General features: G+C 65.6%; 25 protein-coding genes and 2 riboswitches. Of the genes, 14 read left to right on the top strand and 11 right to left on the bottom strand.

Annotated features, from left to right (window positions below):
- Positions 1 to 52: 52 nt before the first annotated feature.
- Positions 53 to 1,480 (bottom strand): FAD-binding oxidoreductase, encoded by a 1,428-nt coding sequence (locus tag AXYL_RS21355; RefSeq protein ID WP_013394939.1) that lies wholly within the window; start codon positions 1,478 to 1,480, stop codon positions 53 to 55.
- A 260-nt stretch (positions 1,481 to 1,740) separates the two neighbouring features.
- On the opposite strand from AXYL_RS21355, the gene AXYL_RS21350 reads away from it, so the two are divergent.
- The 5 genes from AXYL_RS21350 to dmpG all read left to right on the top strand — a co-directional run bounded on the left by AXYL_RS21350 (position 1,741) and on the right by dmpG (position 6,672).
- A complete protein-coding gene (locus AXYL_RS21350) occupies positions 1,741 to 2,763 on the top strand; it encodes a TRAP transporter substrate-binding protein (RefSeq protein ID WP_013394938.1) in 1,023 nt (340 codons plus the stop codon).
- A 143-nt stretch (positions 2,764 to 2,906) separates the two neighbouring features.
- Positions 2,907 to 3,389, top strand: a complete 483-nt coding sequence (locus AXYL_RS21345) for a TRAP transporter small permease (protein WP_013394937.1) — start codon at positions 2,907 to 2,909, stop codon at positions 3,387 to 3,389.
- Positions 3,386 to 4,669: a TRAP transporter large permease gene (locus tag AXYL_RS21340; RefSeq protein ID WP_013394936.1), complete on the top strand. Its 1,284-nt coding sequence runs from the start codon at positions 3,386 to 3,388 to the stop codon at positions 4,667 to 4,669. Before AXYL_RS21345 ends, AXYL_RS21340 begins: the two co-directional genes overlap by 4 nt.
- Positions 4,670 to 4,710: 41 nt before the next feature.
- Positions 4,711 to 5,616, top strand: a complete 906-nt coding sequence (locus tag AXYL_RS21335) for an acetaldehyde dehydrogenase (acetylating) (protein ID WP_013394935.1) — start codon at positions 4,711 to 4,713, stop codon at positions 5,614 to 5,616.
- Between the two features lie 12 nt (positions 5,617 to 5,628).
- Entirely contained in the window at positions 5,629 to 6,672 is a 1,044-nt protein-coding gene (dmpG, locus tag AXYL_RS21330; protein WP_013394934.1) for a 4-hydroxy-2-oxovalerate aldolase, read from the top strand.
- Between the two features lie 78 nt (positions 6,673 to 6,750).
- On the opposite strand, the gene AXYL_RS21325 is transcribed toward dmpG, so the two are convergent.
- The 3 genes from AXYL_RS21325 to AXYL_RS21315 all read right to left on the bottom strand — a co-directional run bounded on the left by AXYL_RS21325 (position 6,751) and on the right by AXYL_RS21315 (position 8,656).
- Complete coding sequence (locus AXYL_RS21325) at positions 6,751 to 7,077, bottom strand: type II toxin-antitoxin system RelE/ParE family toxin (RefSeq protein ID WP_013394933.1); 327 nt, start codon at positions 7,075 to 7,077, stop codon at positions 6,751 to 6,753.
- Positions 7,074 to 7,355, bottom strand: a complete 282-nt coding sequence (locus AXYL_RS21320) for a type II toxin-antitoxin system Phd/YefM family antitoxin (protein WP_013394932.1) — start codon at positions 7,353 to 7,355, stop codon at positions 7,074 to 7,076. Before AXYL_RS21320 ends, AXYL_RS21325 begins: the two co-directional genes overlap by 4 nt.
- A 71-nt stretch (positions 7,356 to 7,426) precedes the next feature.
- Positions 7,427 to 8,656, bottom strand: coding sequence for a D-amino acid dehydrogenase (locus AXYL_RS21315; protein ID WP_013394931.1), 1,230 nt, complete (start codon positions 8,654 to 8,656; stop codon positions 7,427 to 7,429).
- A 44-nt stretch (positions 8,657 to 8,700) separates the two neighbouring features.
- Positions 8,701 to 8,789, bottom strand: a riboswitch (glycine riboswitch).
- A gap of 1 nt (position 8,790) precedes the next feature.
- A riboswitch (glycine riboswitch) is annotated at positions 8,791 to 8,883 on the bottom strand.
- Positions 8,884 to 9,039: 156 nt separating this feature from the next.
- On the opposite strand from AXYL_RS21315, the gene ampC reads away from it, so the two are divergent.
- Positions 9,040 to 10,176 (top strand): class C beta-lactamase, encoded by a 1,137-nt coding sequence (gene ampC / locus AXYL_RS21310; protein ID WP_237710043.1) that lies wholly within the window; start codon positions 9,040 to 9,042, stop codon positions 10,174 to 10,176.
- Between the two features lie 17 nt (positions 10,177 to 10,193).
- Here ampC and AXYL_RS21305 read toward each other — a convergent pair whose 3' ends face one another.
- The 3 genes from AXYL_RS21305 to AXYL_RS21295 form a co-directional block, all read right to left on the bottom strand.
- Positions 10,194 to 11,189 carry a 3-hydroxybutyryl-CoA dehydrogenase gene (locus AXYL_RS21305; RefSeq protein WP_013394929.1) on the bottom strand — a complete coding sequence of 332 codons (996 nt, stop codon included), beginning with the start codon at positions 11,187 to 11,189 and terminating at the stop codon, positions 10,194 to 10,196.
- Positions 11,190 to 11,205: 16 nt separating this feature from the next.
- Positions 11,206 to 12,303 carry an NAD/NADP-dependent octopine/nopaline dehydrogenase family protein gene (locus AXYL_RS21300; RefSeq protein WP_013394928.1) on the bottom strand — a complete coding sequence of 366 codons (1,098 nt, stop codon included), beginning with the start codon at positions 12,301 to 12,303 and terminating at the stop codon, positions 11,206 to 11,208.
- 116 nt (positions 12,304 to 12,419) lie between these two features.
- The gene (locus AXYL_RS21295) at positions 12,420 to 13,430 is read right to left on the bottom strand and encodes a helix-turn-helix domain-containing protein (protein WP_237709923.1); all 1,011 of its coding nucleotides are present in this window, start codon (positions 13,428 to 13,430) and stop codon (positions 12,420 to 12,422) included.
- A gap of 124 nt (positions 13,431 to 13,554) precedes the next feature.
- Between AXYL_RS21295 and AXYL_RS21290 the strand changes: the two genes are divergently transcribed.
- From AXYL_RS21290 to AXYL_RS21260, 7 genes are all read left to right on the top strand, one after another.
- A complete protein-coding gene (locus AXYL_RS21290) occupies positions 13,555 to 14,931 on the top strand; it encodes a spinster family MFS transporter (protein ID WP_013394926.1) in 1,377 nt (458 codons plus the stop codon).
- Positions 14,932 to 15,145: 214 nt separating this feature from the next.
- The gene (locus tag AXYL_RS21285; RefSeq protein WP_013394925.1) at positions 15,146 to 16,012 is read left to right on the top strand and encodes a DUF2242 domain-containing protein; all 867 of its coding nucleotides are present in this window, start codon (positions 15,146 to 15,148) and stop codon (positions 16,010 to 16,012) included.
- A 93-nt stretch (positions 16,013 to 16,105) separates the two neighbouring features.
- Positions 16,106 to 16,531 carry a CopD family protein gene (locus AXYL_RS21280; protein WP_237709922.1) on the top strand — a complete coding sequence of 142 codons (426 nt, stop codon included), beginning with the start codon at positions 16,106 to 16,108 and terminating at the stop codon, positions 16,529 to 16,531.
- 155 nt (positions 16,532 to 16,686) lie between these two features.
- Entirely contained in the window at positions 16,687 to 17,502 is an 816-nt protein-coding gene (locus AXYL_RS21275) for a MetQ/NlpA family ABC transporter substrate-binding protein (RefSeq protein WP_013394923.1), read from the top strand.
- A 15-nt stretch (positions 17,503 to 17,517) separates the two neighbouring features.
- Positions 17,518 to 18,624, top strand: a complete 1,107-nt coding sequence (locus AXYL_RS21270) for a methionine ABC transporter ATP-binding protein (RefSeq protein ID WP_013394922.1) — start codon at positions 17,518 to 17,520, stop codon at positions 18,622 to 18,624.
- Positions 18,605 to 19,261, top strand: coding sequence for a methionine ABC transporter permease (locus AXYL_RS21265; RefSeq protein ID WP_013394921.1), 657 nt, complete (start codon positions 18,605 to 18,607; stop codon positions 19,259 to 19,261). Before AXYL_RS21270 ends, AXYL_RS21265 begins: the two co-directional genes overlap by 20 nt.
- Before the next feature lie 54 nt (positions 19,262 to 19,315).
- A complete protein-coding gene (locus AXYL_RS21260) occupies positions 19,316 to 20,506 on the top strand; it encodes a trans-sulfuration enzyme family protein (protein ID WP_013394920.1) in 1,191 nt (396 codons plus the stop codon).
- Here the strand turns inward: AXYL_RS21260 and AXYL_RS21255 are convergent.
- Positions 20,481 to 20,960 carry a hypothetical protein gene (locus tag AXYL_RS21255; protein ID WP_041654030.1) on the bottom strand — a complete coding sequence of 160 codons (480 nt, stop codon included), beginning with the start codon at positions 20,958 to 20,960 and terminating at the stop codon, positions 20,481 to 20,483. The two genes, AXYL_RS21260 and AXYL_RS21255, sit on opposite strands and share 26 nt — an antisense overlap.
- Positions 20,961 to 21,147: 187 nt before the next feature.
- Between AXYL_RS21255 and ppk2 the strand changes: the two genes are divergently transcribed.
- Entirely contained in the window at positions 21,148 to 22,383 is a 1,236-nt protein-coding gene (gene ppk2 / locus AXYL_RS21250; protein ID WP_013394918.1) for a polyphosphate kinase 2, read from the top strand.
- Positions 22,384 to 22,387: 4 nt separating this feature from the next.
- On the opposite strand, the gene AXYL_RS21245 is transcribed toward ppk2, so the two are convergent.
- From AXYL_RS21245 to AXYL_RS21235, 3 genes are read right to left on the bottom strand one after another with little or no spacing between them, the layout of a single operon-like run.
- Positions 22,388 to 22,741 carry a DOPA 4,5-dioxygenase family protein gene (locus tag AXYL_RS21245; RefSeq protein WP_013394917.1) on the bottom strand — a complete coding sequence of 118 codons (354 nt, stop codon included), beginning with the start codon at positions 22,739 to 22,741 and terminating at the stop codon, positions 22,388 to 22,390.
- A gap of 19 nt (positions 22,742 to 22,760) precedes the next feature.
- Positions 22,761 to 23,123, bottom strand: coding sequence for a translation initiation factor Sui1 (locus tag AXYL_RS21240; RefSeq protein WP_013394916.1), 363 nt, complete (start codon positions 23,121 to 23,123; stop codon positions 22,761 to 22,763).
- A 46-nt stretch (positions 23,124 to 23,169) separates the two neighbouring features.
- Entirely contained in the window at positions 23,170 to 23,550 is a 381-nt protein-coding gene (locus AXYL_RS21235; RefSeq protein ID WP_013394915.1) for an RNA-binding S4 domain-containing protein, read from the bottom strand.
- Position 23,551: the final 1 nt, after the last annotated feature.

The raw sequence follows: 23,551 nt of genomic DNA, 5'->3' as shown, positions 1-23,551 counted from the left end.
AGCGGGCGCCGCTTCGGGCGCCTGCCGGCAAGATCGGGCCAGGGGAACAGGTCTAGGCCAGGATCTTGCCGGGGTTCATGATGCCTAGCGGATCCAAAGCCTGCTTGAGCTGGCGGACCAGCGCCAGCTCCGCCTCGCTGCGGCTGTAATGCAGCCATGGGCGCTTGTGCAGCCCGATGCCGTGTTCGGCCGAGACCGAGCCCTCCAGGCTGCGCACGATGCCGTAGAACGCGGCTTCGATCTGCTTTTCCGTGCGATGCCCGTCAGCCGGCAAGGGGCCGACCACGATATGCACATTGCCGTCGCCCACATGCCCGAAATAGATCGCCTGCACCGAGGGGAAGTCCCGCGCCAGCGCCTCTTTCATGCGCCCGACGCATTCCTCGATGCGCGAAATGGGCGCGGATACGTCGAAGTTGATGGTGGGCGCATAGGTCTTCAGCATCTCCGAGATGGAGTCGCGTAATGCCCAGAATGCCTCGGCATCGGCGTGCGATTGCGCGATGGCTGCATCGGCGATCCAGCCTTCGGCAAGCGCATGCTCCAGCACGGCTTCGAACCTGGCTGCGTCTTCCTCGGGGGCTGCCGCCTGCAGGTCCAGCAACACGTATAGGGGGTGGACGGCGGGCAGCGGCGCGGCGATGCCGCCGGCGGTGGTGGCCGCCTGGTAGTAGTCCTGCCACATCACCTCGAATGCGCTGATCTGTCCGGACAGGCGTTGCTGCGCATGCCGCAGCAGCTTGATGGCCGACCCGAAGTCGGGCGCGGCCACCAGCGCCGTGTTGGCGCCCGATACGCCGGGATGCAGGCGCAACACGGCCTGCGTGACGATACCCAGCGTGCCTTCGGTGCCGATGAACAAGTGCTTCAGATCGGGGCCGGCGTTGTTCTTGACCATCTTGTTCATCATGGAAAGCACGGTGCCGTCGGCCAGCACGGCCTCCAGGCCCAGCACCAGGTCGCGCGCCATGCCATAGCGTATGACCCGGTTGCCGCCGGCGTTGGTGGAGATGTTGCCGCCGATCTGGCACGAGCCGCGCGCGCCCAGGTCCAGGGCGAAGAAGAATCCGGCTGCCTGGGCGGCCTCCTGGATGGTCTGCAGCGGCGTCCCGGCCAGCACGGTCATGGTGGCCGAGGCCGCATCGATTTCGACGACGCCGGACATGCGCTCCAACGAAACCAGCACGCAGCGCTCCACCGGCACGGCGCCGCCCGCCAGGCCGGTCAGGCCTCCTTGCGGCACCACCGGGAAACTCGCGGCGTGGCACAAGGCGAGCAGGCAGGCGACTTCGCCGGTGCTGCGCGGACGCGCCAATGCCAGCGGCGTTCCGCCTTGTTCGTCGCTCCAGTCATGCAGGTGCTTGCCGTCGATGTCGGCGCCCGTCAGCACCTCGCCGATGCCAGGTTCGCGCCGCAGCGCGGCCAGCATTTGCTCCGGGCTCCACGGAACCGATGCCGCTTCAGGCGCCGCAATCTTCATGTGCATCACTCCTTTTGACGTGTCTTTCACGCTAATGCCGTTTTTATAATCTCTCATATGTTGAGAGATGTTCTCAGGGTTTGAAAAAAGTTTAGCATCAATCTAGAATGCGCCGACGGCACACACAACCGGCCCTGCGGCGTCCGTCCGAGCGCCCAGGGCCAGGAAACCGCCGCGCGTCAGCGCAGTTGGATCCGCTGATTTTCCGCAGAAGAAAGGTCTGTTTCCCACGGGAACAGCGCATTGTTGGAGACAAAGAAATGATGATGGGTATCACTAGAAAGCTGTTCCGGTCCGCGGCGATGGCGGTCGGGTTGGGCGTGTTGGCCGCCGGCTACGCAGGCCATGCCGCCGCCGCGGAAAAGATCGTGCTCAAGGCGGGCCATGCCGCGTCCACCAGCAACACCGGGCACCTGGCTCTGGAACATCTGGCCAAGGAACTCGCGGCCAAGACCGATGGCCGTATCACGATGGAGATCTTCCCGAACTCCCAGCTGGGTAGCGAGCGCGAACTGGTGGAAAGCATCCAGTTGGGCAATGTGGACATGACCTTCGTGTCGTCCGCCGTCCTGGGCAATTTCAACAAGGAATTCTTCGCGCTGGACATCCCCTTCCTGTTCAAGGACCGGGCCAGCGTCTATCGCGTGCTGGATGGCGAGATCGGGCAAGGGCTGCTCGGCAGCCTGGACAAGGTGGGGATCAAGGGCCTGGCGTACTGGGAGAACGGCTTTCGCCAGCTGACCAATAGCAAGAAGGTCATCAAGTCGCCCGCGGACCTGGCCGGCATGAAGATGCGCACCATGGAAAACGAAGTGCACATCGCCGCATGGAAGGCCGAAGGCGCCAATCCGGCGCCGCTGGCCTTCGGCGAACTCTTCACTGCGCTGCAGCAGGGCACCTTCGACGCGCAGGAGGGCCCGATCAACCTGTTCTACGACATGAAGTTCGACGAGGTGCAGAAGTACATCACCAAGACCAACCATGTCTATTCGCCCTGGCCCCTGCTGATCAATCCGGACGTCTACGGCCGCTTCAGCGATGCCGACAGGAAGATCCTCGAACAGGCGGTCAAGGACACCACCGCGTACCAGCGCGACCTGGCGCAGAAGGCCGACGAGAAGGCCGAGGCCGCGATGACGACGGTCACCTTCACCGCCTTGACCCCCGAGGAACTGTCGGCGTTCTCCGGCAAGATGGGGCCGATCCAGGAGATGGTGAAGAAGAAGGTGGGCGGCACCATCGTCGACAGGATCGTGGCTGAAGTGAACAAGGCGGGTAGCTGAGCGCCCGCGGCGCCTAGGCCGCCTCATCCTTGCGCGCGCCGCGCCGCTGGCGGGCGCGCGTGTTCAAGCCGGTAGCCGCAAGCGCGGTGGCGCGGCCGGGCCGCTGCCCGCCGCGAGCCGGCTGTCTTCGGAACTACGACACCATGTGGAAATTTCTAGACAAGCATCTGGAAGAGATGCTGATCGTGCTCCTGCTGTCGACCATGTCGCTGCTGATCTGCGCGCAGGTCTTCATGCGCTACGTCATGGACAGCTCGCTGGCCTGGTCGGAAGAGCTGGCGCGCTATTGCTTCATCTGGGCCACTTACCTGGGCGTGAGCTACGCCGTCAAGCGCAATGCGCATATCTGCGTTGAGGCGGCGATTTCCCGCTTTCCGGGCCGCCTGAAGGCCTGCTTCGTGGTCCTGTCGCACCTGCTGTTCATCGTGTTCGCCGCGCTGGTGGTGAAGGAAGGCTACGCGCTGACGTTGAAGATCTTCAAGTTCGGGCAGACCTCTTCGTCGCTGGGATTGCCCATGGGAGTGATCTATCTGGCGCCTACCGTGGGTTTCGGGCTGGTCATCCTGCGGCTGATCCAGAGTATTTTTCTCGAGCTGGGCGCATTGCGCCAAGGGAGCCGGGCATGATCTCGCTATTGCTGTTCGGCAGTTTCCTGGCGCTCCTGATACTCAGCGTTCCCATCGCCATTTCCCTGGGCCTGGCCTCCGCGGTCGCGTTGCTTTACAGCGGCAAGGTCAGCAGCAGCTACATCGCGCAGGGCCTGGTCACCTCCATCGATTCCTTTCCCCTCATGGCGGTGCCGTTCTTCATCCTGGCCGGCGACCTGATGGGGCAGGGCGGACTGTCGCGGCGCCTGCTCAATGTGGGTAACGTGCTGTTCGGGCGCTATACCGGCGGGCTGGCCATCATCGCCATCGTCACCTGCATGTTCTTCGCCGCGATTTCCGGTTCGGGGCCCGCCACGGTCGCGGCCATCGGCGGCATCATGCTGCCCGCCATGGCCCAGCAGGGCTACGACAAGGGCTACTCCGTCGGCTTGATCGCCGCCGCAGGCAGCATCGGCATCATCATTCCGCCCAGCATCCCGATGATCATCTATGCGGTGTCGGCCAATGTGTCGATCACCAAGATGTTCCTGGCCGGCATCATCCCCGGCCTGCTGATAGGCGTGGGTCTGATGATCGTCGCCTACGTCAGCGCGCGCAAGCATGGCTACCGCGGCGTGGACCGCCGCTACAGCGGCCGCGAAATCGCGGCGGCGGTGTGGGATGCCAAGTGGGCGCTGCTGGCGCCGGTCATCATTCTGGGCGGCATCTACGGCGGCGTGTTCACGCCCACGGAGGCGGCTGCGGTCGGCGTGCTCTACGGCTTCGTCGTCGGCGCCTTCGTGCACAAGGAGCTGACGTTCAAGGGGCTGTACCAGGTGATCGCCGGGTCCGCGCTGACCTCGGCCACCGTGATCGTGATCGTCGGCACGGCCACGATCTTCGGGCGCGTGCTGGCGATCGAGCGCATTCCGTTCCTGATCGCCGATTACATCGTGCACCTGACGGACAACCCCATCGTCATCCTGCTGCTGATCAACGCGCTGCTGCTGTTCGTTGGCATGTTCATGGAGACGATAGCGGCCATCATCATCCTCACGCCCATCCTGCTGCCGGTGGTCATGGCGGTCGGCGTGGATCCGGTGCATTTCGGCATCGTGATCATCGTCAACCTGGCGATCGGCATGGTGACGCCGCCGGTGGGCGTGAATCTGTTCGTCGGCGCCCGCATCGGCGGCATTCCGTTGGAGAAAGCCGCGGCCGGCTCCCTCGCCTTCATCGCGGCCATGATCGTCACCTTGCTGGCGATCACATACGTGCCCGCGCTCTCGCTGGCGCCGTTGAGCCTGATGGGCAACTAGCGGGTCCGCGTTCTTTTTTTCTATCAAACCAGGAGTAAAGCATGTCAGGAAAACTGCGGGCCGCGATCATCGGCTCGGGCAATATCGGCACCGACTTGCTGGCCAAGCTGAAGCGCAGTGCGGTGCTGGAACCGGTCTGGATGGTGGGCATCGATCCGGAATCAGACGGGTTGCAGCGCGCGCGGGACATGGGCCTCGAGGTCACCGCCGACGGCGTGGACGGCTTGCTTCCCCACGTGGAGGAGGCTGGCATCCGCTTCGCGTTCGACGCCACCAGCGCCTATGTGCACAAGGAAAACTCGGACAAGCTCACCGCGCTGGGCGTCAAGGTGATTGACCTCACGCCGGCCGCCATCGGCCCCTACTGCGTGCCGCCGGTAAACCTCAAGGATCTGGCGGGCCGGCAGGAGAACAACGTCAACATGGTGACCTGCGGCGGCCAGGCGACCATTCCCATGGTGTATGCGGTGTCGCGCGTGCAGCCGGTGGCGTATGGCGAGATCGTGGCCACGGTGTCCTCGCGCTCGGCGGGGCCGGGCACGCGCAAGAACATCGATGAGTTCACCCGCACCACGGCCGGCGCGGTGGAACGCATCGGCGGCGCCAAGCGGGGCAAGGCCATCATCATCCTCAATCCGGCGGAACCGCCGATGATCATGCGCGATACGGTCCATTGCCTGACCGAGAGCGAGCCGGACCAGGCGCGCATCACCGAGTCCGTGCACGCCATGATCGCCGAAGTGCAGAAGTACGTGCCGGGCTATCGCCTGGTCAACGGACCAGTGTTCGACGGCAACCGGGTGTCGGTCTACCTGGAGGTCGAGGGCCTGGGCGACTACCTGCCCAAGTATTCGGGGAATCTCGACATCATGACCGCGGCGGCCGTGCGCAGCGCCGAAATGTTCGCCGAGCAGATGCTGGCGTCCGCCGCCCAGGCAGCAAACTAGGAGATGAAGACCATGGAATTGAAAGGCAAGAAAGTCGTACTGCACGACATGACGCTGCGCGACGGCATGCATCCCAAGCGTCACCAGATCACGCTGGATCAGATGGTCTCGATTGCGCGTGGCCTGGACGATGCAGGCGTGCCGCTGCTGGAAGTCACCCACGGCGACGGCCTTGGCGGCGCATCGGTCAACTATGGCTTCCCTTTGCACTCGGACGAGGAATACCTGTCGGCCGTGGTTCCGGTCATGAAACAGGCCAAGGTGTCCGCCTTGCTGTTGCCGGGCATCGGCACGGTCGAGGACCTGCGGCGCGCGCATGCGCTGGGCGTGCACACCCTGCGGGTGGCCACGCACTGCACCGAGGCGGACACGGCCGAACAGCATATCGCCGAGGCGCGCAAGCTGGGCATGGACACGGTGGGCTTCCTGATGATGAGCCACATGAACAGTCCGGAAGGGCTGGTGCGGCAGGCCAAGCTGATGGAGGGCTACGGCGCCAATTGCATCTACATCACGGATTCGGCCGGGCATCTGTTGCCCCATACGGTCAAGTCCCGCCTGGAAGCCGTGCGCGGCGCGCTGCGGCCGGAGACGGAACTGGGGTTCCACGGCCACCATAACCTGGCCATGGGCGTGGCCAACAGCATCGCCGCCATCGAGGCTGGCGCGGGGCGCATCGATGCGGCCGCGGCCGGACTGGGCGCGGGAGCGGGCAACACGCCTCTGGAAGTGCTGGTGTCGGTGCTGGACCTGATGGGTGCGCAGACGGGCGTCGACGTGTTCAAGATCCAGGACGTGGCGGAAGACCTGGTGGTCCCCATCATGGATTTCCCGATCCGCATCGACCGCGACGCATTGACACTGGGCTATGCCGGCGTGTATGGCTCGTTCCTGCTCTTTGCCAAGCGGGCGGAACAGAAGTACGGCGTTCCGGCGCGCGAGATCCTGGTCGAGATGGGGCGCCGCGGCATGATAGGCGGGCAGGAAGACATGATCGAGGATACGGCCCTGTCCCTGCTGCGGCAAAAGCGGGCGACCGCCGCCAGCGCCGCCTGAGGCGGGTTGCCGGCCGGCGTCGGGTTCACGGTACGCCGGTCAGCAGGTGCTGCGCCGCGCCAGCCAAGCGCTTTGCCTTTACGGCCTGAGCATTCGCACAGGCCGTCTGCTCAATTTCGTCTTGAAGTCCTGGCGGGCATCACAAATGATGTGGATATAGACCCGGTCTCCAATGACTTCGTAGATCACGCGATTCTTCACGGCGACGATTTCCATAAAATGCGTGACCGGAAGCTCCGGCAGCGCATGTCCTGCATTCGGGAATTGCTCAAGTTTCAGGATCGCCTTCTTGATTTTGGAATAGGCGTTCAGCCACGTCGTTTGCGTGAAGTGCTTGCGGATGTACCGCCGGATTTCATGAAGGTCGTCTACCGCGGTTTGAAGAAAGACAACCTTGTGGCTCATTCTTCATCATCCTTGTCCATCGCTTCGATCTGGGCAAAGACATCTGCGGCAGGCGTGATCCGGCCTTCCTCTATTTCCTTGCGGCCATGCGCGAGCAACTGGAGCAAGGCCATGGCCTGTTCCTGTTCTTCATAGCTTTCAACATCCATGACAACCAGCTTGGCCTCGCCGTTCTGCGTGATGAGCATGGGCTCGCGAGTTTGCGAGAGAGTCGTCACGATTTCGGCTGCATGGCTTTTGAGATAGGAAATCGGTTTGACTTGAGTCGAGTATTTCATGGGGGACTGATCTCCGAGTGGATATGTCAGTAAGACCGATTATAGTCTGAATTCAGTCCCCCTCCATCAGGTCAAGCCTCGCGCAGTCGCATCCTCACGCTCGCCGCCAGCATCTGCGCCGTCGCCGCTGACAAGGTCCAGCCCAGATGCCCATGCCCCGTGTTGTAGAACACGCCCGGCCGCTTGCCGGGGCCGACGCGGGGCATCATGCTGGGCGTCATCGGGCGCAGTCCGCACCAGGGCACCACGCGCGAGGTGCGGATGCCGGGGAAGTGCTTGCGGGTCCAGTCCACCAGCGGCTGCACGCGTTCGGCGCGGATGTCCATGTTGAAGCCGTTGAACTCCGCCGTGCCGGCCACGCGGAAGCGGTCGCCGAGGCGGCTGGTGACGATCTTGGCGGCTTCGTCCAGCAGGCTGACCTGCGGCGCGGCGGCCTGGCTGGCGGCGTCGTCCAGGTGCACGCTGATGGAGTAGCCCTTGACCGGATAGATGTTGAGCCTGTCGCCCAGCTGCCTGGCGAATTGCCGGCTGACGGCGCCGGCGCAGACCACGATGGCGTCGGCTTCATGCTGTTCGCGCCGCGCGCCGCCTTCGCGCGCGACGTCGAGCACGTAGGGCGCGCCGTCCAGGCTGATATTGCGGATGTCGGCATCCTGCGCGAAGCGCACGCCGCGGCGCTCGCAGGCGCGGGCCAGGCCGCTTGTGAACTTGTGGATGTCGCCGGTGGCATCCGAGGGCGTGTAGAAGCCGCCGTAGCAGGAGGTTTGCAACGTGGGTTCGATGTCGCGCGCTTCCTGGGGCGACACCGCGTAGCGCTCCAGCCCGCCTTCCTGCAGCAGGGCATTGGCGCGGCGCGCGGTCTCGAAGCTGGCGGCGTCATGGTAGATGTGCAGGATGCCGCGGCGCTCCAGGTCGAAATCTATCCCTTCCTCTTCAGCCATGGCGTACAGGTGCTGGCGCGCGGCGATGGCGAGGCGGGTGGTCTCGATGGTGTTCTTGCGGTAGTTACGGATCTGCCCGATGAACTGCGCCAGCCAGGAATACTTGTGCCAGCTGAAGCGGGGATTGAGCAGCAGCGGGGCGTTGTGGCGTCCGAGCCAGCGCAGGCCCTTGAGGATGGTCGCGGTACTGTTCCAGACCTCGGCGTTGCTGGCCGACAACTGGCCGCCGTTGGCGTAGGAAGTTTCCATGGCGGGGTAGCGCTGGCGGTCGTAGACGGTGACGTCGTATCCCAGTTTGCTCAGGGCATAGGCGGACGTGACGCCGGTGATACCGGCGCCAATGATGGCGATGCGGGGCATGATGGCTCCAGATTGGGTGGCCGCGGCCACCCGGCCGCAGCACCCCATCTGTCTCTGTACCTGAGAGCTTCACCCGCGGCGCAGGCGGCGGGTTCCCCTTCGGTGGGCGCGCTTGGCGCCTCTCTCCAGATTGTCTAGACCGCGCAGTCCTGTTTGCCTGAGAGTTTCCGGGGCGGTTGCTCCGTCGGCGCCTGCCGCGGGGGGCAGGTCTCTTCTGCGGGGTTTTGGATCGACGAGGCGAGGATAGCCAAAATCCACAGGAATGAGACCAAGGGTTAATACCAATGAATCGTCCCGTCGCGTTACGATGCATGCGCGTCGCCGGCCTACGGCGTCGCGGAAATTCAACACCACATGGGATGACGAGAATGCGCTTGAGCGGAATGTTGCGCACGGGATTGTTTGCGCTGATGGCCGGCGGCTGCGCCGTGGCGTATGCCGGCCAGTCCGAGGTGGACCGCAAGGTCGATGAAGCGGCGCAGGCCGTCATGCGTGAACACGGCATCGCCGGCCTGTCGATCGCTATTACCCAGAACGGGACGCAGCGCTTCTACAACTACGGCGTGGCGTCCAAGGAAACGGGCAAGCCTGCCGGCAGCGATACGCTTTACGAAGTCGGGTCCATCAGCAAGACCTACACGGCAACCTTGGCCGGCTACGCGCAGGCGCGCGGCCGTCTCGCCTTGAGCGACAGCCCGGCCAAATACCTGCCCGAGCTGGCCGGCAGCGACTTCGCCAAGCTCAGCCTGATCAATCTGGGGACTCACACGACCGGCGGTTTTCCCCTGCAGGTGCCCGGTACGGTGCGGGACCAGGCGCAGCTGATGGCCTATCTCAAGGCCTGGACGCCCGAGCACGCCGCCGGCACGTATCGCACCTACGCCAACCCCAGCATCGGCATGCTGGGCGTGATCGCCGCCAAGAGCCTGAACCGGCCGTTCAAGACGGCCATGGAGCGGGACCTGTTTCCCAAGCTGGGCCTGACCAGCACCTATATCGACGTGCCGCGCGCGAGACTGGCGGACTACGCGCAGGGCTACAACAAGCAGGACGCTCCTGTGCGGGTGAATCCTGGCGTGCTGGCGGACGAAGCCTACGGCGTGAAGACCAGCGCGCGTGACCTGATCCGCTTTGTCGATGCGAACATGGGCCTGAATGTGGCCGATGCCGAACTCCGCAACGCGATCGCGCAGACGCACGTCGGCTATTACCAGCTGGGCGACATGACCCAGGACCTGGCCTGGGAGCAGTTGCGCTATCCCGTGGCGCTGGACGCGTTATTGACGGCCAATGCCGGCAACTACAACAGCCAGAGCCAGGCCGTGACCGCGCTGAACCCGCCGCTGCCGCCGCAGGATGCCGTGTGGATCAACAAGACGGGTTCGACCAACGGCTTCGGCGGCTACGTGGCGTTCGTGCCGTCGAAGCAGCTGGGCATCGTGATACTGGCCAACCGGAACTATCCGAACGAGGCCCGGGTGCGGCTGGCCTACAAGATCCTGGGCGAACTGGATAAGTAGGCGCGCTGGCCGCAGGGCTAGCGCACGGGTGGCTGCCGCGCCGCGTCGAAGCGGGGCAGCATATCCATCACTTCCAGCCGCTTGCACAGCTGCGCCAGCCGCTCCATCTTGTAGGCGTTCACGTCCATGCCGGCATAGTCATAGAAGCCCTGGCCGTCGCGTAGTCCGTTGCGCCCTTGCTCCATGTTGCGGGCGATGACGGCGGGCGAGGCGAAGCGCGGATCGATGGCATCGGACAGGTAGCGCGAGGCGTAGTAGAGGATATCGCCGCCGCCCCAATCGATGAATTCCAGCAGGCCCAGCACCGAAAAGCGCAGGCCGAAGCCCAGGCGTACCGCGGTGTCGATGTCTTCGGCGCTGGCCACCCCTTCCTCCACCATGCGGGCGGCTTCATTCATGGCCAGGGCCTGGATGCGGGGCACGATGTAGCCGGCGGCGGGTGCGCATTGCACCGGCTTCTTGCCGGCCAGGCGCAGCACTTGCAGCAGGCCCTGTGTGGCGGCCTCGCTGGTTTGGGGGCCGCGGCTGACTTCCACCAGCGGTATCAGGTAGGCGGGATTGAGCCAGTGCGCGTTCAGGAAGCGCTGCGGACTTTCCACCAGTTCCGCCAGTTCGGTGACGAGAAAGGTGGACGTGGTGGAAGCGATGATGCTGTCCGGCGCGCAGGCGGCGCCCAGCCAAAGAAAAGCATCGCGCTTGGCGTCCAGGCGTTCGGGTACGGCTTCGAACACCACGCGAGCCTGCCGCAAGTCTGCCGCCGCGTCCTGGCGCGTGCGCAGGCGGACGCGCGCCAGCGCGATGTCCGCTTGCGACGCGTCCAGCAAGCCCAGCCGCGCCAGGATGCCCAGTTCGCGGCGCAGCTCATCCCGCACTCGGGAAAAGTATGCGGATTGCTCCGCGGGCGTGCGCGGCTTGATGTCTATCAGCGTGACGTCCAGCCCCGCGTGGATATATGACAGCGTGATGCCCACGCCCATGCGGCCGGCGCCGATCACGCACAGTTTCTCGTTCATGGCATGCATCCTCGTCTCAGCAGCCTTCGGTCAACAGCTCGCGCATCTCGTCGCGCGACAGGCGGTCCAGGCCCAGGCGCTCCAGCGTGCGCCCTTCGGCGTAGAGGTCGCGGCCGGTCACCGCGCTGGCCAGGCTCAGCAGGCCTTGGGCCACCGGCGTGGGTACGCCCGCCCAGCGGCCGGCGGACACCAGGAACGACAGGCCGAGCCGCGTGTCCTCGAGCATGTAGCGGTGGGTGTGCAGGTCTATGTCCTCGCGCCAGTCGCCGCTGTCGGTGAGCCTGCCGTGAGCGCCGCGGCCGTACATCCATTCGTCGCCCGTGGCAGCGTAGTGGTCGGCCAGCGGAAAGTGCGGCGCGGCATAGTCCAGGGCGACGCGGATGGCGATGCGCTCCGCGTCCAGCGCGTCGGTCACGCGCCGTATTGCAGGCTGCGTGCCTTCATTGTGGATGTCCCATTTGTCGAAGTGCTCCAGCGGACCCGCGTTCATCATGATGAGCGGCGGGTGGATGACGGGACCGGCATTCATCAGCGCGCCGGAGAGCCCGTCCTCTATCGGTTCGATGCTGGCGTAGGCGCGCTGGACCACGGCCAGCGCGTGCTCGGACAGGCGGCGTGGAAAGACGCCGGTAGGCAGGCGGGTGGCGTAGCCGCTGATCACGACCTTTTCGCCGTGCTTGCGCGCCAGGTAGGGCAGGGTGCCGGTCTCGGCAAAGGCGGTATCCGCTGGATTGCCGGCGTCTTTCATGGCGCGGGCGAAGACGTAGCTGCCGAAGGTGCCAGGCGGCAGGAACACGACTTGGCCGTCGCGCAGCAGGGGAGCCAATTCCTGCGCCAGGGCTTCGTGCGTGGTCGACGGCAGGGGAATGACCAGCAGTTCCGCATCGCCCACGGCCGCGGCCAGGTCGCGCACCAGCTGCAATTGCTGGGGGCCATCGCCCAGCGGGATCTGGCGGCTGCCGCGATAGTCGGTGACGGCCAGCGCGCCTGCGTCCCGCAATCCCTGGAATGCAGCCCAGTCCCGGCGCCACCAGCGCACCTGATGGCCTTTTTCAAACAGGTCGGCCGCTGCCGCGTAGCAGCCGTGGCCGCCGCCTATGACGCTGATTCTCATGGACAAGCTCCGTCTGGTGGAGTCTCGATCCTAGCGGCGGCTTGCAGGCGGGGCTGCGCCGAACGCGCAAGCGGCGTTCCGATCCGGCAAGCGAATCCAGCGCCGCCGGGCGGCGCCTAGTGCCTGTTGCGGCGCAGGGTATCCGATGGCAGGCAGCCGTAGCGCTTGCGGTAATGCGTGGCGAAATGTCCGAAGCTGGCGATGCCGTGCCGCAGCAGGATGTCGGTGACGCTGTCGCCTTCACTGGCTTGCTCCAACGCGGCATGCACCAAGACCAGCCGTTGATTGCGCACGTAGTCGCTGGGGCTTTGCTTCAGGAACTGCGCGAAGCCGTTTTGCAGCGTGCGCACGGATACGCCGCAGTGCGCCGCCAGGTCCGATAGCGAAAGAGGTTCGTCCGGATGGCTTTCTATGTAGTCGCGCGCCCGGCGCACGTGCAGGGGCAGCGGCTGGCGGCGATCCGCCTGCAAGGCTGTGGAATAGTTATGCGGCAGCTGGGTCAGCAGCAGCGTCAGCAGGTAGTCCGAGAAACCGGCGGCCAGAGTCTGCGTGACGCCCTCGATGGCGGGATGGCGGTACAGCCGGCATAGATAGTCCAGCGTTTCACGCACCGCCACCGGCCCGGGCGCGTCGGCTTCAATTTCAAGGTCGAACACCAGCGCCTGTTTGAGGGGGCGCTCGAGCAGCCGTTGCAGCTGGCGTTCCAGCGCCTCGCGTTCGATGCGCAGGATCAGGTTGCGGCAGTCGCGGCCGATGCGGATTACGCTGCGTTCGGACGGCGACGAGATGGTCAGGCTGCCCGCGTTCATGGAGGCGCTGCGCTTACCCAGCGTGATCAGTCCGGACCCTTGCAGCGTGATGCGGATCAGGTAGTAGCTGGCGATGTCGCCGGCGTCGATCTCGACCTCGGCGCCGTAATGCAGATCGAACAGCGCGGCGTTGCCGAAGAACACGCCATACAGCCGCGACTGCAGGGGTTTTCCCGGGGGCACGCACATGCGGTGCGACCATAGGTGCTGGCTGACCTGATCCTTGATCTCGGCGATGTTGCCCGAGTCCAGCAAGCAATGGCGGTCCAGCGGATTGGTGTCGTTGAACATGCTTTCCTGCGCAGCGGGAACAGTCATTGCGTCAGGCGTACAGAGGCTGGCCGCGCAAAGACCTACAAAAGATGGGCCTGCAAGCAAGTGAGGCGCAACCTCGCCCGTTGGGCGATGGGCAGATCTCACCACCATACAAGGGAAACAAACCATGACTGACGGCAGCCCGCGGCACGGATCAAAACCCAGCTACGCCTACGAGTGGTACGTCGTGGTGATATGCATGCTAGCGTACATATTTTCCTTCGTCGACAGGCAGATCCTGGCGCTGATGATCGAGCCCATCAAGCACGATCTGCAACTGTCCGATACGCAATTCAGCTTGCTGCACGGGCTGGCGTTTTCGCTGTTCTACGCCTTCATGGGCATCCCCATCGCGCTGCTGGCGGATCGCTATTCGCGCCCCAAGATCATCGCCATTGGCGTCGCGTTCTGGAGCCTGGCGACGGCGGCCTGTGGCCTGTCGCGCAATTTCGCGCAGATGTTCCTCGCGCGCATCGGCGTGGGCGTGGGGGAGGCGGCGCTGTCGCCCGCCACGTACTCCATGCTCAGCGACATGTTTCCGCGTGAAAAACTGGGGCGCGCCGTCGGGGTCTATTCGATCGGTTCGTTCATCGGTGGCGGCATGGCTTTTCTGATCGGCGGCTACGTCATCGATCTGCTCAAGAGCGTGGACACGGTCACCTTGCCCTGGGTAGGCGCGATGCGCCCGTGGCAGGTGACCTTCTTCATCGTGGGACTGCCCGGCCTGCTGATCGCGCTGCTGATCCTGCTGACGGTACGCGATCCGCAGCGGCTGGGCCTGCGGCGCAATGCATCGGGGCAGGTACAGAAGCCCGCCATGAAGGACACTTTTCGCTTCCTCGGCCGCCACCGCCGCACCTTTTTCTGCCATTACCTGGGCTTCTCGTTCTATGCGATGGCGCTGTTTGCGCTGCTGGGCTGGACGCCGGCGTTCTACATGCGCAAGTTCGGCATGTCGCCGGTGGATGCCGGCTACATGCTGGGCGTGGTGGTGCTGGTCGCCAATACCGCAGGCGTGTTCTGCGGCGGCTGGCTGATGGACTGGCTGGCCCGGCGGGGCTACAGCGATGCACCGCTGCGCGCCGGGGTGATCGGCGCGGCGGGCATGGCGGTGCCGGCGGTGATCTTCACCCAGGTGGATTCCCTGTGGCTGTCGGTGGGGCTGTTGCTGCCCGCCATGTTCTTTGCGTCGTTTCCCATGCCGACCTCGACGGCCGCGATGCAGATACTTCCTCCCAATCAACTGCGCGCGCAGGTGTCGGCGCTGTTCCTGCTGATCTCGAACCTGATCGGGCTGGGGCTGGGCACCACTGCGGTGGCCATGTTGACGGACCGGTTGTTCAAGAACCCGGCGGCGGTCGGGCAATCCATGTCCGTGCTGGTCGGCGTGGCGACGGTGCTGTGCATCGTCTTGCTGGCGCTGGGCTGCAAGCACTACCGGCGCAGCCTGAACCTGGAAACGCAGGAGCTCCGGCCGCTGGAGCCCGCGCGCGTGTCGTCCTGAAAGGGGCGTCCAGCGGCTGCCCCGGGGGCACGATGCGGCCCTTTTTTGGATCCTGTTACCTCTGCGTTGAACTACACATCCCTGGTAAAGGAAATGGTGCCGGGGATGCGCTATAACAAACGCTTTACGCATCACTGTTCCGTGCCTGGCGCAGTGGGCGGGCCGCCATGCTGGCTGGCCGCGCCCCACGCCGTCCCATGCCGGACCCCAATTCATGCCCCCTGTTTACCGCCGTCCATTGCTGGTCCCCTTGCTTGTCCTGACGGGCGTCCTGGCAGGGTGCTCATCCCCCAAGCCAGAGTTCGAAAAAGAAGATTTCACCCAGAACAACACCTACTCGCGCACCGTCGCCGCGAGTAACGTCGCGGCCTGCGATGCCGGCCGCCGCGCCTTGTTGAGCCAGGGCTACAACATCGACAAGTTCGAGGGCTCGCGGGTCACGGGGCACAAGAATTTCCAGGACGAAAGCGGACAGCACACGCAGATCGCCTTCAACATCGAATGCGCCTCCGACGGCGGCGCGAACGAGCGCGCCACGGTGTTCGCCAACGCGGTGCAGGACCGCTACTCGATCAAGCGCACCAACAGCTCGGCCAGCGTGGGCGTAAGCGTGTTGGGCCAGGTGTCCATGCCGTTCGGCTCGAGCGACGACTCGCTGGTGAAGACGGGCAGCCAGACGGTCGCGCGGCCCAAGTTCTATGAAGGGTTTTTCCAGCTATTGCAGCGTTTCCTGCCGGATGCGCAGGCTGCCGCCGCGCCGCCCACGCCTGCGGCCGGCCGGGCAAAGCCGCAGCCCAAGATCGCGCCGGCCGAGCCGGCGGAATCGCCCGACAAACCGGCTGACACGCTGAATCCGGCGGCGGCCAATGGCGCCGGTGAATCTCCGAAAGCGCCAGCGGCGGGCGGCGCCAGTTCGCCGGCCGCGCCCGCGTCCGCTACGCCTGCGAGCGCTGCGCCTGCGTCGACGACGGCTCCGTCCGCCGCGCCTGCGCCCGCATCTGCCGCGCCTGCGTCCAACGCGCCCGCAGCAACACCAACGCCCGCGCCCGCGGCTCCGGCCAGCCCGGAGGCGGCCAAGTAGGTCCGCGTCGCCGCGCTGGCTTGCCGTAGCGCAAACGGATGCGCCGCGCCGCTACACGGCGCGGTCCGCAATCCGGCGATAATGCCGGGCATCATGACCTATCAACTCCTGAAAATGCTCCACGTCGCGGCCGTGGTCGCCTGGCTGGGCGGATCGCTGTTTGTGTCGCTCTTCCTGCTGTCCTCGCAGCCGCAGGACAGTGAAGAAGCGCCGAAAGAACGCAAGATGCTGGGTGCCTTGCGCCGCTGGACGCTGTACGTGACCACGCCGGCCATGGTGTTGACCTGGCTGGTCGGCCTGCACCTGGCCATGACCTTCGGCTGGTTCGCCATGACCTGGATCTGGGTCAAGGTGGCCTTCGCCCTGGCGCTGTCGGCGCTGCTCGGTATCCAGAGCGCGGCGTTGCGCCGCATGGCCAACGGCAGCGCCAAGCGCCCGCCGCTGGTGGACCTGTACGCGCCGTTCACTGTCATCGCTTCCGCGGTCATCGTGACGCTGGTGGTCGTCAAGCCTTTCTGATCCGCGCGGCCGGACATGTGCCGGGACCATATGCCCAGCCGCCATAACCAAACGCCCCTGTAATAAGGACTCAACGAACTATTCGTTCGCGCGGTCCGTCCCCCTCCCTAGAATCGTTTCTCTCATAACCGCATAGCCTGAGAGGCGATTCCAATATGACTTCCCGTTTCTTCAAGCGCCTGCTGGGCGCGGTGCTGGCTTCGGCGGCAATGTTCCATGGCCCGGCGTTTTCGGCCGATCCCAAGCCCCTCAAGGTGGGCGTGCGCGGCGGCGTCGACGAGCAGATCTGGGAGGTGGTGGCGCAGGTCGCCAAGAAGAATGGCCTGGCGGTGGAGCCCGTCATCATCACCGGCACCGCCAGCCCCAACGAGGCGCTCAACAACGGCGACCTCAATGCCAACGCCTTCCAGCACATTCCTTTCCTGAACGACCAGATCAAGCAGCGCGGCTACAAGCTCGTGTCCGTGGCCAACACGCTGATCTCGCCCATCGCGTTCTACTCCAAGAAGTACAAGTCGCTGAAGGACCTGCCCGAGGGCGCCCGCGTCGGCATCCCCAATGATCCCAGCAACCAGACGCGCGCGCTGGTCATCCTGCGCGACCAGGGCTTGATCACGCTGAAGGACGGATTCGATCCCGCCACCGGCACGGCCACGCTGGCGGACGTGACCGCCAACCCCAAGAGGCTCAACTTCGTGGAAAGCGCCTCCGTGGTGCTGGCGCGCTCGCTGCCGGACGTGGACACCGCGGCCATCGTCAACAGCTTCGCCTACCAGGCCGGGCTGATCGCCACGCGCGACGGCATCGCGGTGGAAAAGAAGGACAACAATCCCTACGTGAACATCATCGCGGTGCGCGAACAGGACAAGAACGCGCCCTGGGTGCCCGAACTGGTCAAGGCCTACCACTCCGAAGAGGTGCGCCAGTTCATTCTGAGCAAGTACGAAGGTTCGGTCATTCCGGTTTTCTGAGACTGGAAGCGGGCAATGATGCAATACGAATTTTCCGTGAGCGGGCTGGCCGACGCCGCGCCGCAAACGCCGTCGGTTGACGCGCACATCGTCTTCGAAGGCTTGCAGAAGCGCTACGAGGGCGCGCAGGGGCCGGTGGCCGCTTTGTCCGACGTGTCGTTCTCCATCGCCCGCGGCGAGGTGTTCGGCATCATCGGACGCAGCGGCGCGGGCAAGTCCACGCTGCTGCGTTCCATCAACATGCTGGAGCGGCCCAGCGCCGGCCGCGTGCTGGTGGACGGCGTCAATGTGGGCGGCCTGGATGAGCATGCGCTGGTGGGCCTGCGCCGCCGCATCGGCATGATCTTCCAGCACTTCAACCTGCTGTCGGCCAAGACGGTGGCCGAGAACGTGGCCTTGCCCTTGCGCGTGGCAGGCGTGAAGCCCGCGGCCGCGCGGGCGCGGGTGGAAGAACTGCTGGAGCTGGTGGGGCTGCGCGACAAGGCCGACGCCTATCCGGCAAAGCTGTCCGGCGGCCAGAAGCAGCGCGTCGGCATCGCACGCGCGCTGGTGCATCAGCCGGAGATCCTGCTGTGCGACGAAGCCACGTCGGCGCTGGACCCCGAGACCACGCAGTCGATCCTGGCCTTGCTGCTGGACATCAACCGCAAACTGGGCCTGACGGTGGTGCTGATCACGCACGACATGGCGGTGATCCGCGAGGTCTGCCACAAGGTGCTGGTGCTGGACGGCGGCCGCAAGGTCGAGGAAGGCGAGGTCTGGCGCGTGTTCGGCAACCCCCAGGCCGCTGCCACGCGGGCCTTGCTGCGGCCTTTGCAGCACGACCTGCCGGCCGACCTGGCGGGCAGGCTGGTGCCCGACCTGCAAGGCCGGGCGGGCGTGGCGGTGCTGCGGCTGCGCTTTACAGGGCAGGGGCGCCCGCAGGGCGTGTCCTTGCAGGCGCTGGCGGCGCTCGGCCCCGGCGCGACGCTGCTGCATGGCGGCCTGGACCGTCTGCGCGGCCACGCCCAAGGCAGTCTGCTGGTTTCCGTGCCCGCGGGCGCATTACAGGAAGAGGCCACGCGCGCCGCGCTGGTGGCCGATCAGATCAAGGTGCTGGGTTATGTCGCTGCCGATGCTTGATAAATACCTGCAGGCCTTTCTGCAGACCCTGGCCATGGTGGGCGTATCCGCCGTCATTGCCATCGTTCTGGGCCTGGCGCTGGCCGTGGTGCTGACCGTCACCGCGTCGGGCAACCTGTATCCCAGGCCGCGCTTCAACAAGGTCCTGTCGGTGACGGTGAATACCTTCCGCGCCATCCCCTTCATCATCCTGCTGGTGGCGATGCTGCCGTTCACGCGTTTCCTGGTGGGCACCACGCTGGGCACCTGGGCCGCCATTGTGCCGCTGTCGGCCAATCTGGTGCCGTTCTTCGCGCGCATTGCCCAGGTCAGCCTGAACGACGTGGACCACGGCCTGGTGGAGGCAGCGCGCGCCATGGGCTGCCGCCGCTGGCACATCGTGCGCCACGTGCTGTTGCCGGAAGCCCTGCCGGGCATCATCGGCGGCATGACGGTCAGCGTCATTGCCATGATCAACGCCTCGGCCATGGCCGGCGCGGTCGGCGCCGGCGGCCTGGGCGACCTGGCGATCCGCTACGGCTACGAACGTTACGAGACCCGCGTCATGTTCGAGGTGATCGTGATCCTGATCGCGCTGGTTTCCATTGTGCAATTCACCGGCGAATGGCTGTCGCGCCGCGCCGACCACAAACGCTGACTCTGTGCCGCAGCCCGACGCTCCGGCCATATTTGAAAACACAGGAACACTGACATGACCGAGTCCACGCAACACGGCTTCGCCACGCGCGCCATCCACCTGGGCTACGACCCGCTGGACGAGCAGGGCGCGCTGGCGCCGCCTCTCTACCTGACCTCCACCTACACCCAGGACAGCATCGAGGCCTTCGACCAGATCCGCCTGGGCGAGAAGCAGGGCTACGTCTACGGCCGCACCCGCAATCCGACGCAGGCGTTGCTGGAAGAGCGGCTGGCGTCGCTGGAGGGCGCCGAAGCGGGCGTTGTGACCGCTTCCGGCATGGCGGCGATTTCGGCCACCCTGTTCTCGCTCCTGCAAAGCGGCGACGAGATCGTGGTGGACCAGATCGTGTACGGCACGGCCTTCACCCTGTTCACGCAGGGCCTGGCGCGGTTTGGCGTGCGCGCGGTGTTTGCCGACTTCACCCGTCCCGAGACCGTGGCCGCGGCCCTCGGCCCCAAGACGCGTGCCGTCTACTTTGAAACGCCCGCCAATCCGAATCTGCGTCTGGTGGATATCGCGGCGGTGTCCGCCATCGCCCGCGGCAAAGGTGTGCTGACTATCGTCGACAACACCTTCGCCACGCCGGTGCTGCAGCGGCCGCTGGAGCATGGCGCGGACATCGTGCTGCATTCGGCCACCAAGTACCTGGGCGGCCACGGCGACCTGCTGGCCGGCGCGGTGCTGGGCCGCAAGGAGCACATCGATGCCATCCGGCTGCAGGGGTTGCGCTACTTCACCGGCGCCACCTTGTCGCCTTTCACGGCTTTCCTGGTGCTGCGCGGGATCAAGACGCTGGAATTGCGCGTGGCGCGCCATAGCGAATCCGCCTTGCGGGTGGCCAAGCTGCTGCGCGAGCATGCGGCGGTGGCCGACGTGTTCTATCCCGGCTTGGCCGATACTGCGGGGGCCGAGATCGCGCGCCGCCAGCAATCGGCGGGCGGCGGCCTGGTCGCGTTCGAGTTGAAGGGCGGATTGACCGCTGGCCGCAAGCTGCTCAATAGTCTGAAGCTGGCGCGCATCGCAGTCAGCCTGGGCGATCCTGAAACCCTGATCCAGCATCCCGCGTCGATGACGCACGCCAGTTACACGGCTGAGGACCGCGAACGCTATGGATTGTCCGAGGGCTTGCTGCGCCTGTCGGTGGGCCTGGAGACGCCTGAAGACATCCTGTCCGATCTCAGGCAGGGCCTGGACCGGCTGTAGCGGCCGCGGGGGGCGTGGTTGTGCCGCGTCGCCAGGCTACCCATTCTCCCGCGCACTCGAAGTTGCGCGGTCCGCGCGCGGCGGCTGCCAGCCCCGCGCGCAGCGCCCCCATGTCCAGTCCGGGCATGTTGTGCAGCAGGGCGGGAGGCAGGCGTTCGACGTCCAGCGTTGCCTCGTCGAGCTCCATGGCCATCAGCCCGCCGCCGTCGCTGGGCACGCGCAGGAACCACAGGCCCTCCATGTAGTCGCCCGACCAGGGATCGGGGTAGATGGCCTGCGTGTAGCGGAATCCGAATTCCTGGATGTCGCTCCAGGGCCAGAACTCCTGCTGGCCCAGGGCGCGCGCCAGCTCACTGCTGCGCGTGAAACCGGTTGCGTCGAAGCTCACGGTCTCGCGCAAGGGATTCTCGGGTGGTGTCGGACCGGCGAGCAGCCGTTTGATGAATGACCACATGGCGCGGAGGCGGATGAAGGGAGGCCAGTGTAGCGGCCTTCGTCGCTGCAAAAATGTTACAACGTTTGATCGTAGTCAAACCCGCAGGGCAGGGCTCGGGGTAGCGTTTGCGCTTTTCCCGGCCAAGGCCGCAGGCGCAAGCCCGGCAGCCGCGGGCAGGACGATCAGCGTAGCGAGGACAGGATCGATGACAGACAAGACAAGCCCAGCCACCGAGCAAACCGTAGCGGAAGCGCCGCGCAAGCGCGCCGCCAGGCGGACCGCCAGCGCCTCCACCAAGCCGGCCACCAAGACGGTGGTCAAAACGGTAGTCACGCCTGTGACCACCAGTCGCAAACCGCGCGCGGCGAAGGCCCCCGCGGCGGGCGCTCCCGCGGCGGTCGATCCCATATCCGCGGCAGCCGCCGCCGAGCCGGCTCTCAATGTGCGCAAGCGCGTCGTCGCTCGCCAGGATGCCGCGCGCCAGGAGACCGTGGCGGTCCTGGCCGATATTGCCCGCCGCTACAACGTCAGCGCGCCCGCCCATTCCCGCGAGGCGCTGCGCTCGGTCATCGAGGAGCTGTCGCCGGACGATGCGCAGGCCGTGCACCGCGCGCTGGTGGAAGCCAATTCGGCGGCGCCGCGCGTGCGCCGCAACCCCGACGACGAGCTGGCCGCGGACTGGCGCGAAGGCGTCTATCCCTATCGCCACCGTATGCTGCGCCGTAACTACGAAAGGCAGAAATACAGCCTGCAGGTCGAACTGCTGAAGCTGCAGGCCTGGGTCAAGGCCACCGGCCAGCGCGTCGTGATCCTGTTCGAAGGCCGCGACGCCGCGGGCAAGGGCGGCACCATCAAGCGCATGATGGAACACCTGAATCCGCGCGGCGCGCGCGTGGTCGCCCTGGAGAAGCCGTCCGACACGGAAAAGGGCCAGTGGTACTTCCAGCGCTACGTGCAGCACCTGCCCACCGCGGGCGAGATCGTCATGTTTGACCGCTCCTGGTACAACCGCGCCGGCGTGGAACGCGTGATGGGTTTCTGCACCCAGAACGAATACCTGGACTTCCTGCGCCAGGTGCCGGATTTTGAGCGCCATCTGGTCAGCAGCGGCATCCACCTGATCAAGTTCTGGTTCTCGGTCAGCCAGGAAGAACAGCGCCGCCGCTTCCTGCAGCGCAAGGTGCATCCGCTCAAGCAATGGAAGCTCAGCCCCGTGGACCTGGCCTCGCTGGACAAGTGGGATGACTACACCCGCGCCAAGGAAGCCATGTTCGCGCACACCGACACGGCGGACGCGCCCTGGGTGGTGGTCAAGTCCGATTGCAAGAAGCGCGCGCGGATCAATGCGATGCGCTATGTGCTCAGCCGCCTGCCGTATGAAGGCAAGAGCGGCGATCCCATGATGGCGCTGGATTCGCTGATCGTGGGCCGCGCGCTGTAGCCGTTCAGGCGCCCAGCGCCTGCAGATTCAGCGTGTAGCTGCGGCCGATCCAGACGGCGCAGTCGCGGTGGTCGCGGATCGAGTCGCCGGTGTTGGGGTGCATGAAGACATCCAGCGCCCCGTGATGCAGGGTCAGCCAGGTGGCGATCTCCGCGAAATGCTCCGGCGTGAAGGCGATCTGGTAGCTCCACTGGGGATGCGGGCCGACGGGGCGCTCATGGAAGCGCCCCATTTCCATCTTGCCGGCAAAGCGCGCGGTGATCCGTTCGCGCAGCGCGTGCGCCGCGTCGCGGCTGGCGGCGTCGAAATACACGTGGGCGTGCCAACTGGCGACATCGCTGGTTTGCAGATCGGTCATTGCTAGTACTCCGTCGATGTCAGCCGCCCGCGCGCTTGGCGCGGATGCCTTGTTTTTGCAGGGTTTCCATGACGCGCTCGCAGTGGTCACCCTGGATTTCGATCACGCCGTCCTTCACCGTTCCGCCCGAGCCGCAGGCGTTGCGCAGCTGCTTTCCCAGCGCGTTCAACGCCGCGCCATCCAGCGCCAGGCCCTTGACCACGGTGACGCTCTTGCCGCCGCGGCCCTTGGTTTCGCGCGATACGCGCGCCACGCCATCGCCGGCGGGAAGCGCCTGGGCGGCCTGCTTGCACAGGCACTGCGGCAGCGGCTTGCGGCATTCGGGACACATGCGGCCGCCGTCGGTGGAATAGACCAGGCCGCCTGTAGAACTGCTTTTCATGATGGGCTTGCGAAAAAGAAAGTTGATCGTCGTCGGCGCGGCCGGATTACTTGCCGCGCATCTGGTCTATCAGCCGCCGGTCGCGCTTGGTCGGCCGGCCGGCCTCTATGCCCAGCGCGGGTTCGGGCGCCAGGCGGCGCATTTCCGCTGCGCGCTCCCGCGCCGCCACGCTTTCGGGCGTTTCCTCGTAGAGCTGGCGTGCGACAGGCGCTGGGCCGCGCACGCCGCTGACGCCCATCACCCGCACGTGCAGCGCCGGGTCTTCCTTGCGCACCGTGACCAGGTCGCCGGGGGCGACCTCGCGCGCGGGCTTGGCGGGCTGGTCGTTCACCAATACCCGGCCCTTGCCGATTTCCTGCACGGCCAAGCTGCGCGTCTTATAGAAGCGCGCGGCCCATAGCCATTTGTCTAGCCGGATCTTGTCCATC

This window comes from Achromobacter xylosoxidans A8 (genome assembly GCF_000165835.1).
GTDB classification, from domain to species: Bacteria; Pseudomonadota; Gammaproteobacteria; order Burkholderiales; family Burkholderiaceae_B; genus Achromobacter; species Achromobacter xylosoxidans_B.
This window is presented reverse-complemented; position numbering and strand designations above follow the sequence as displayed.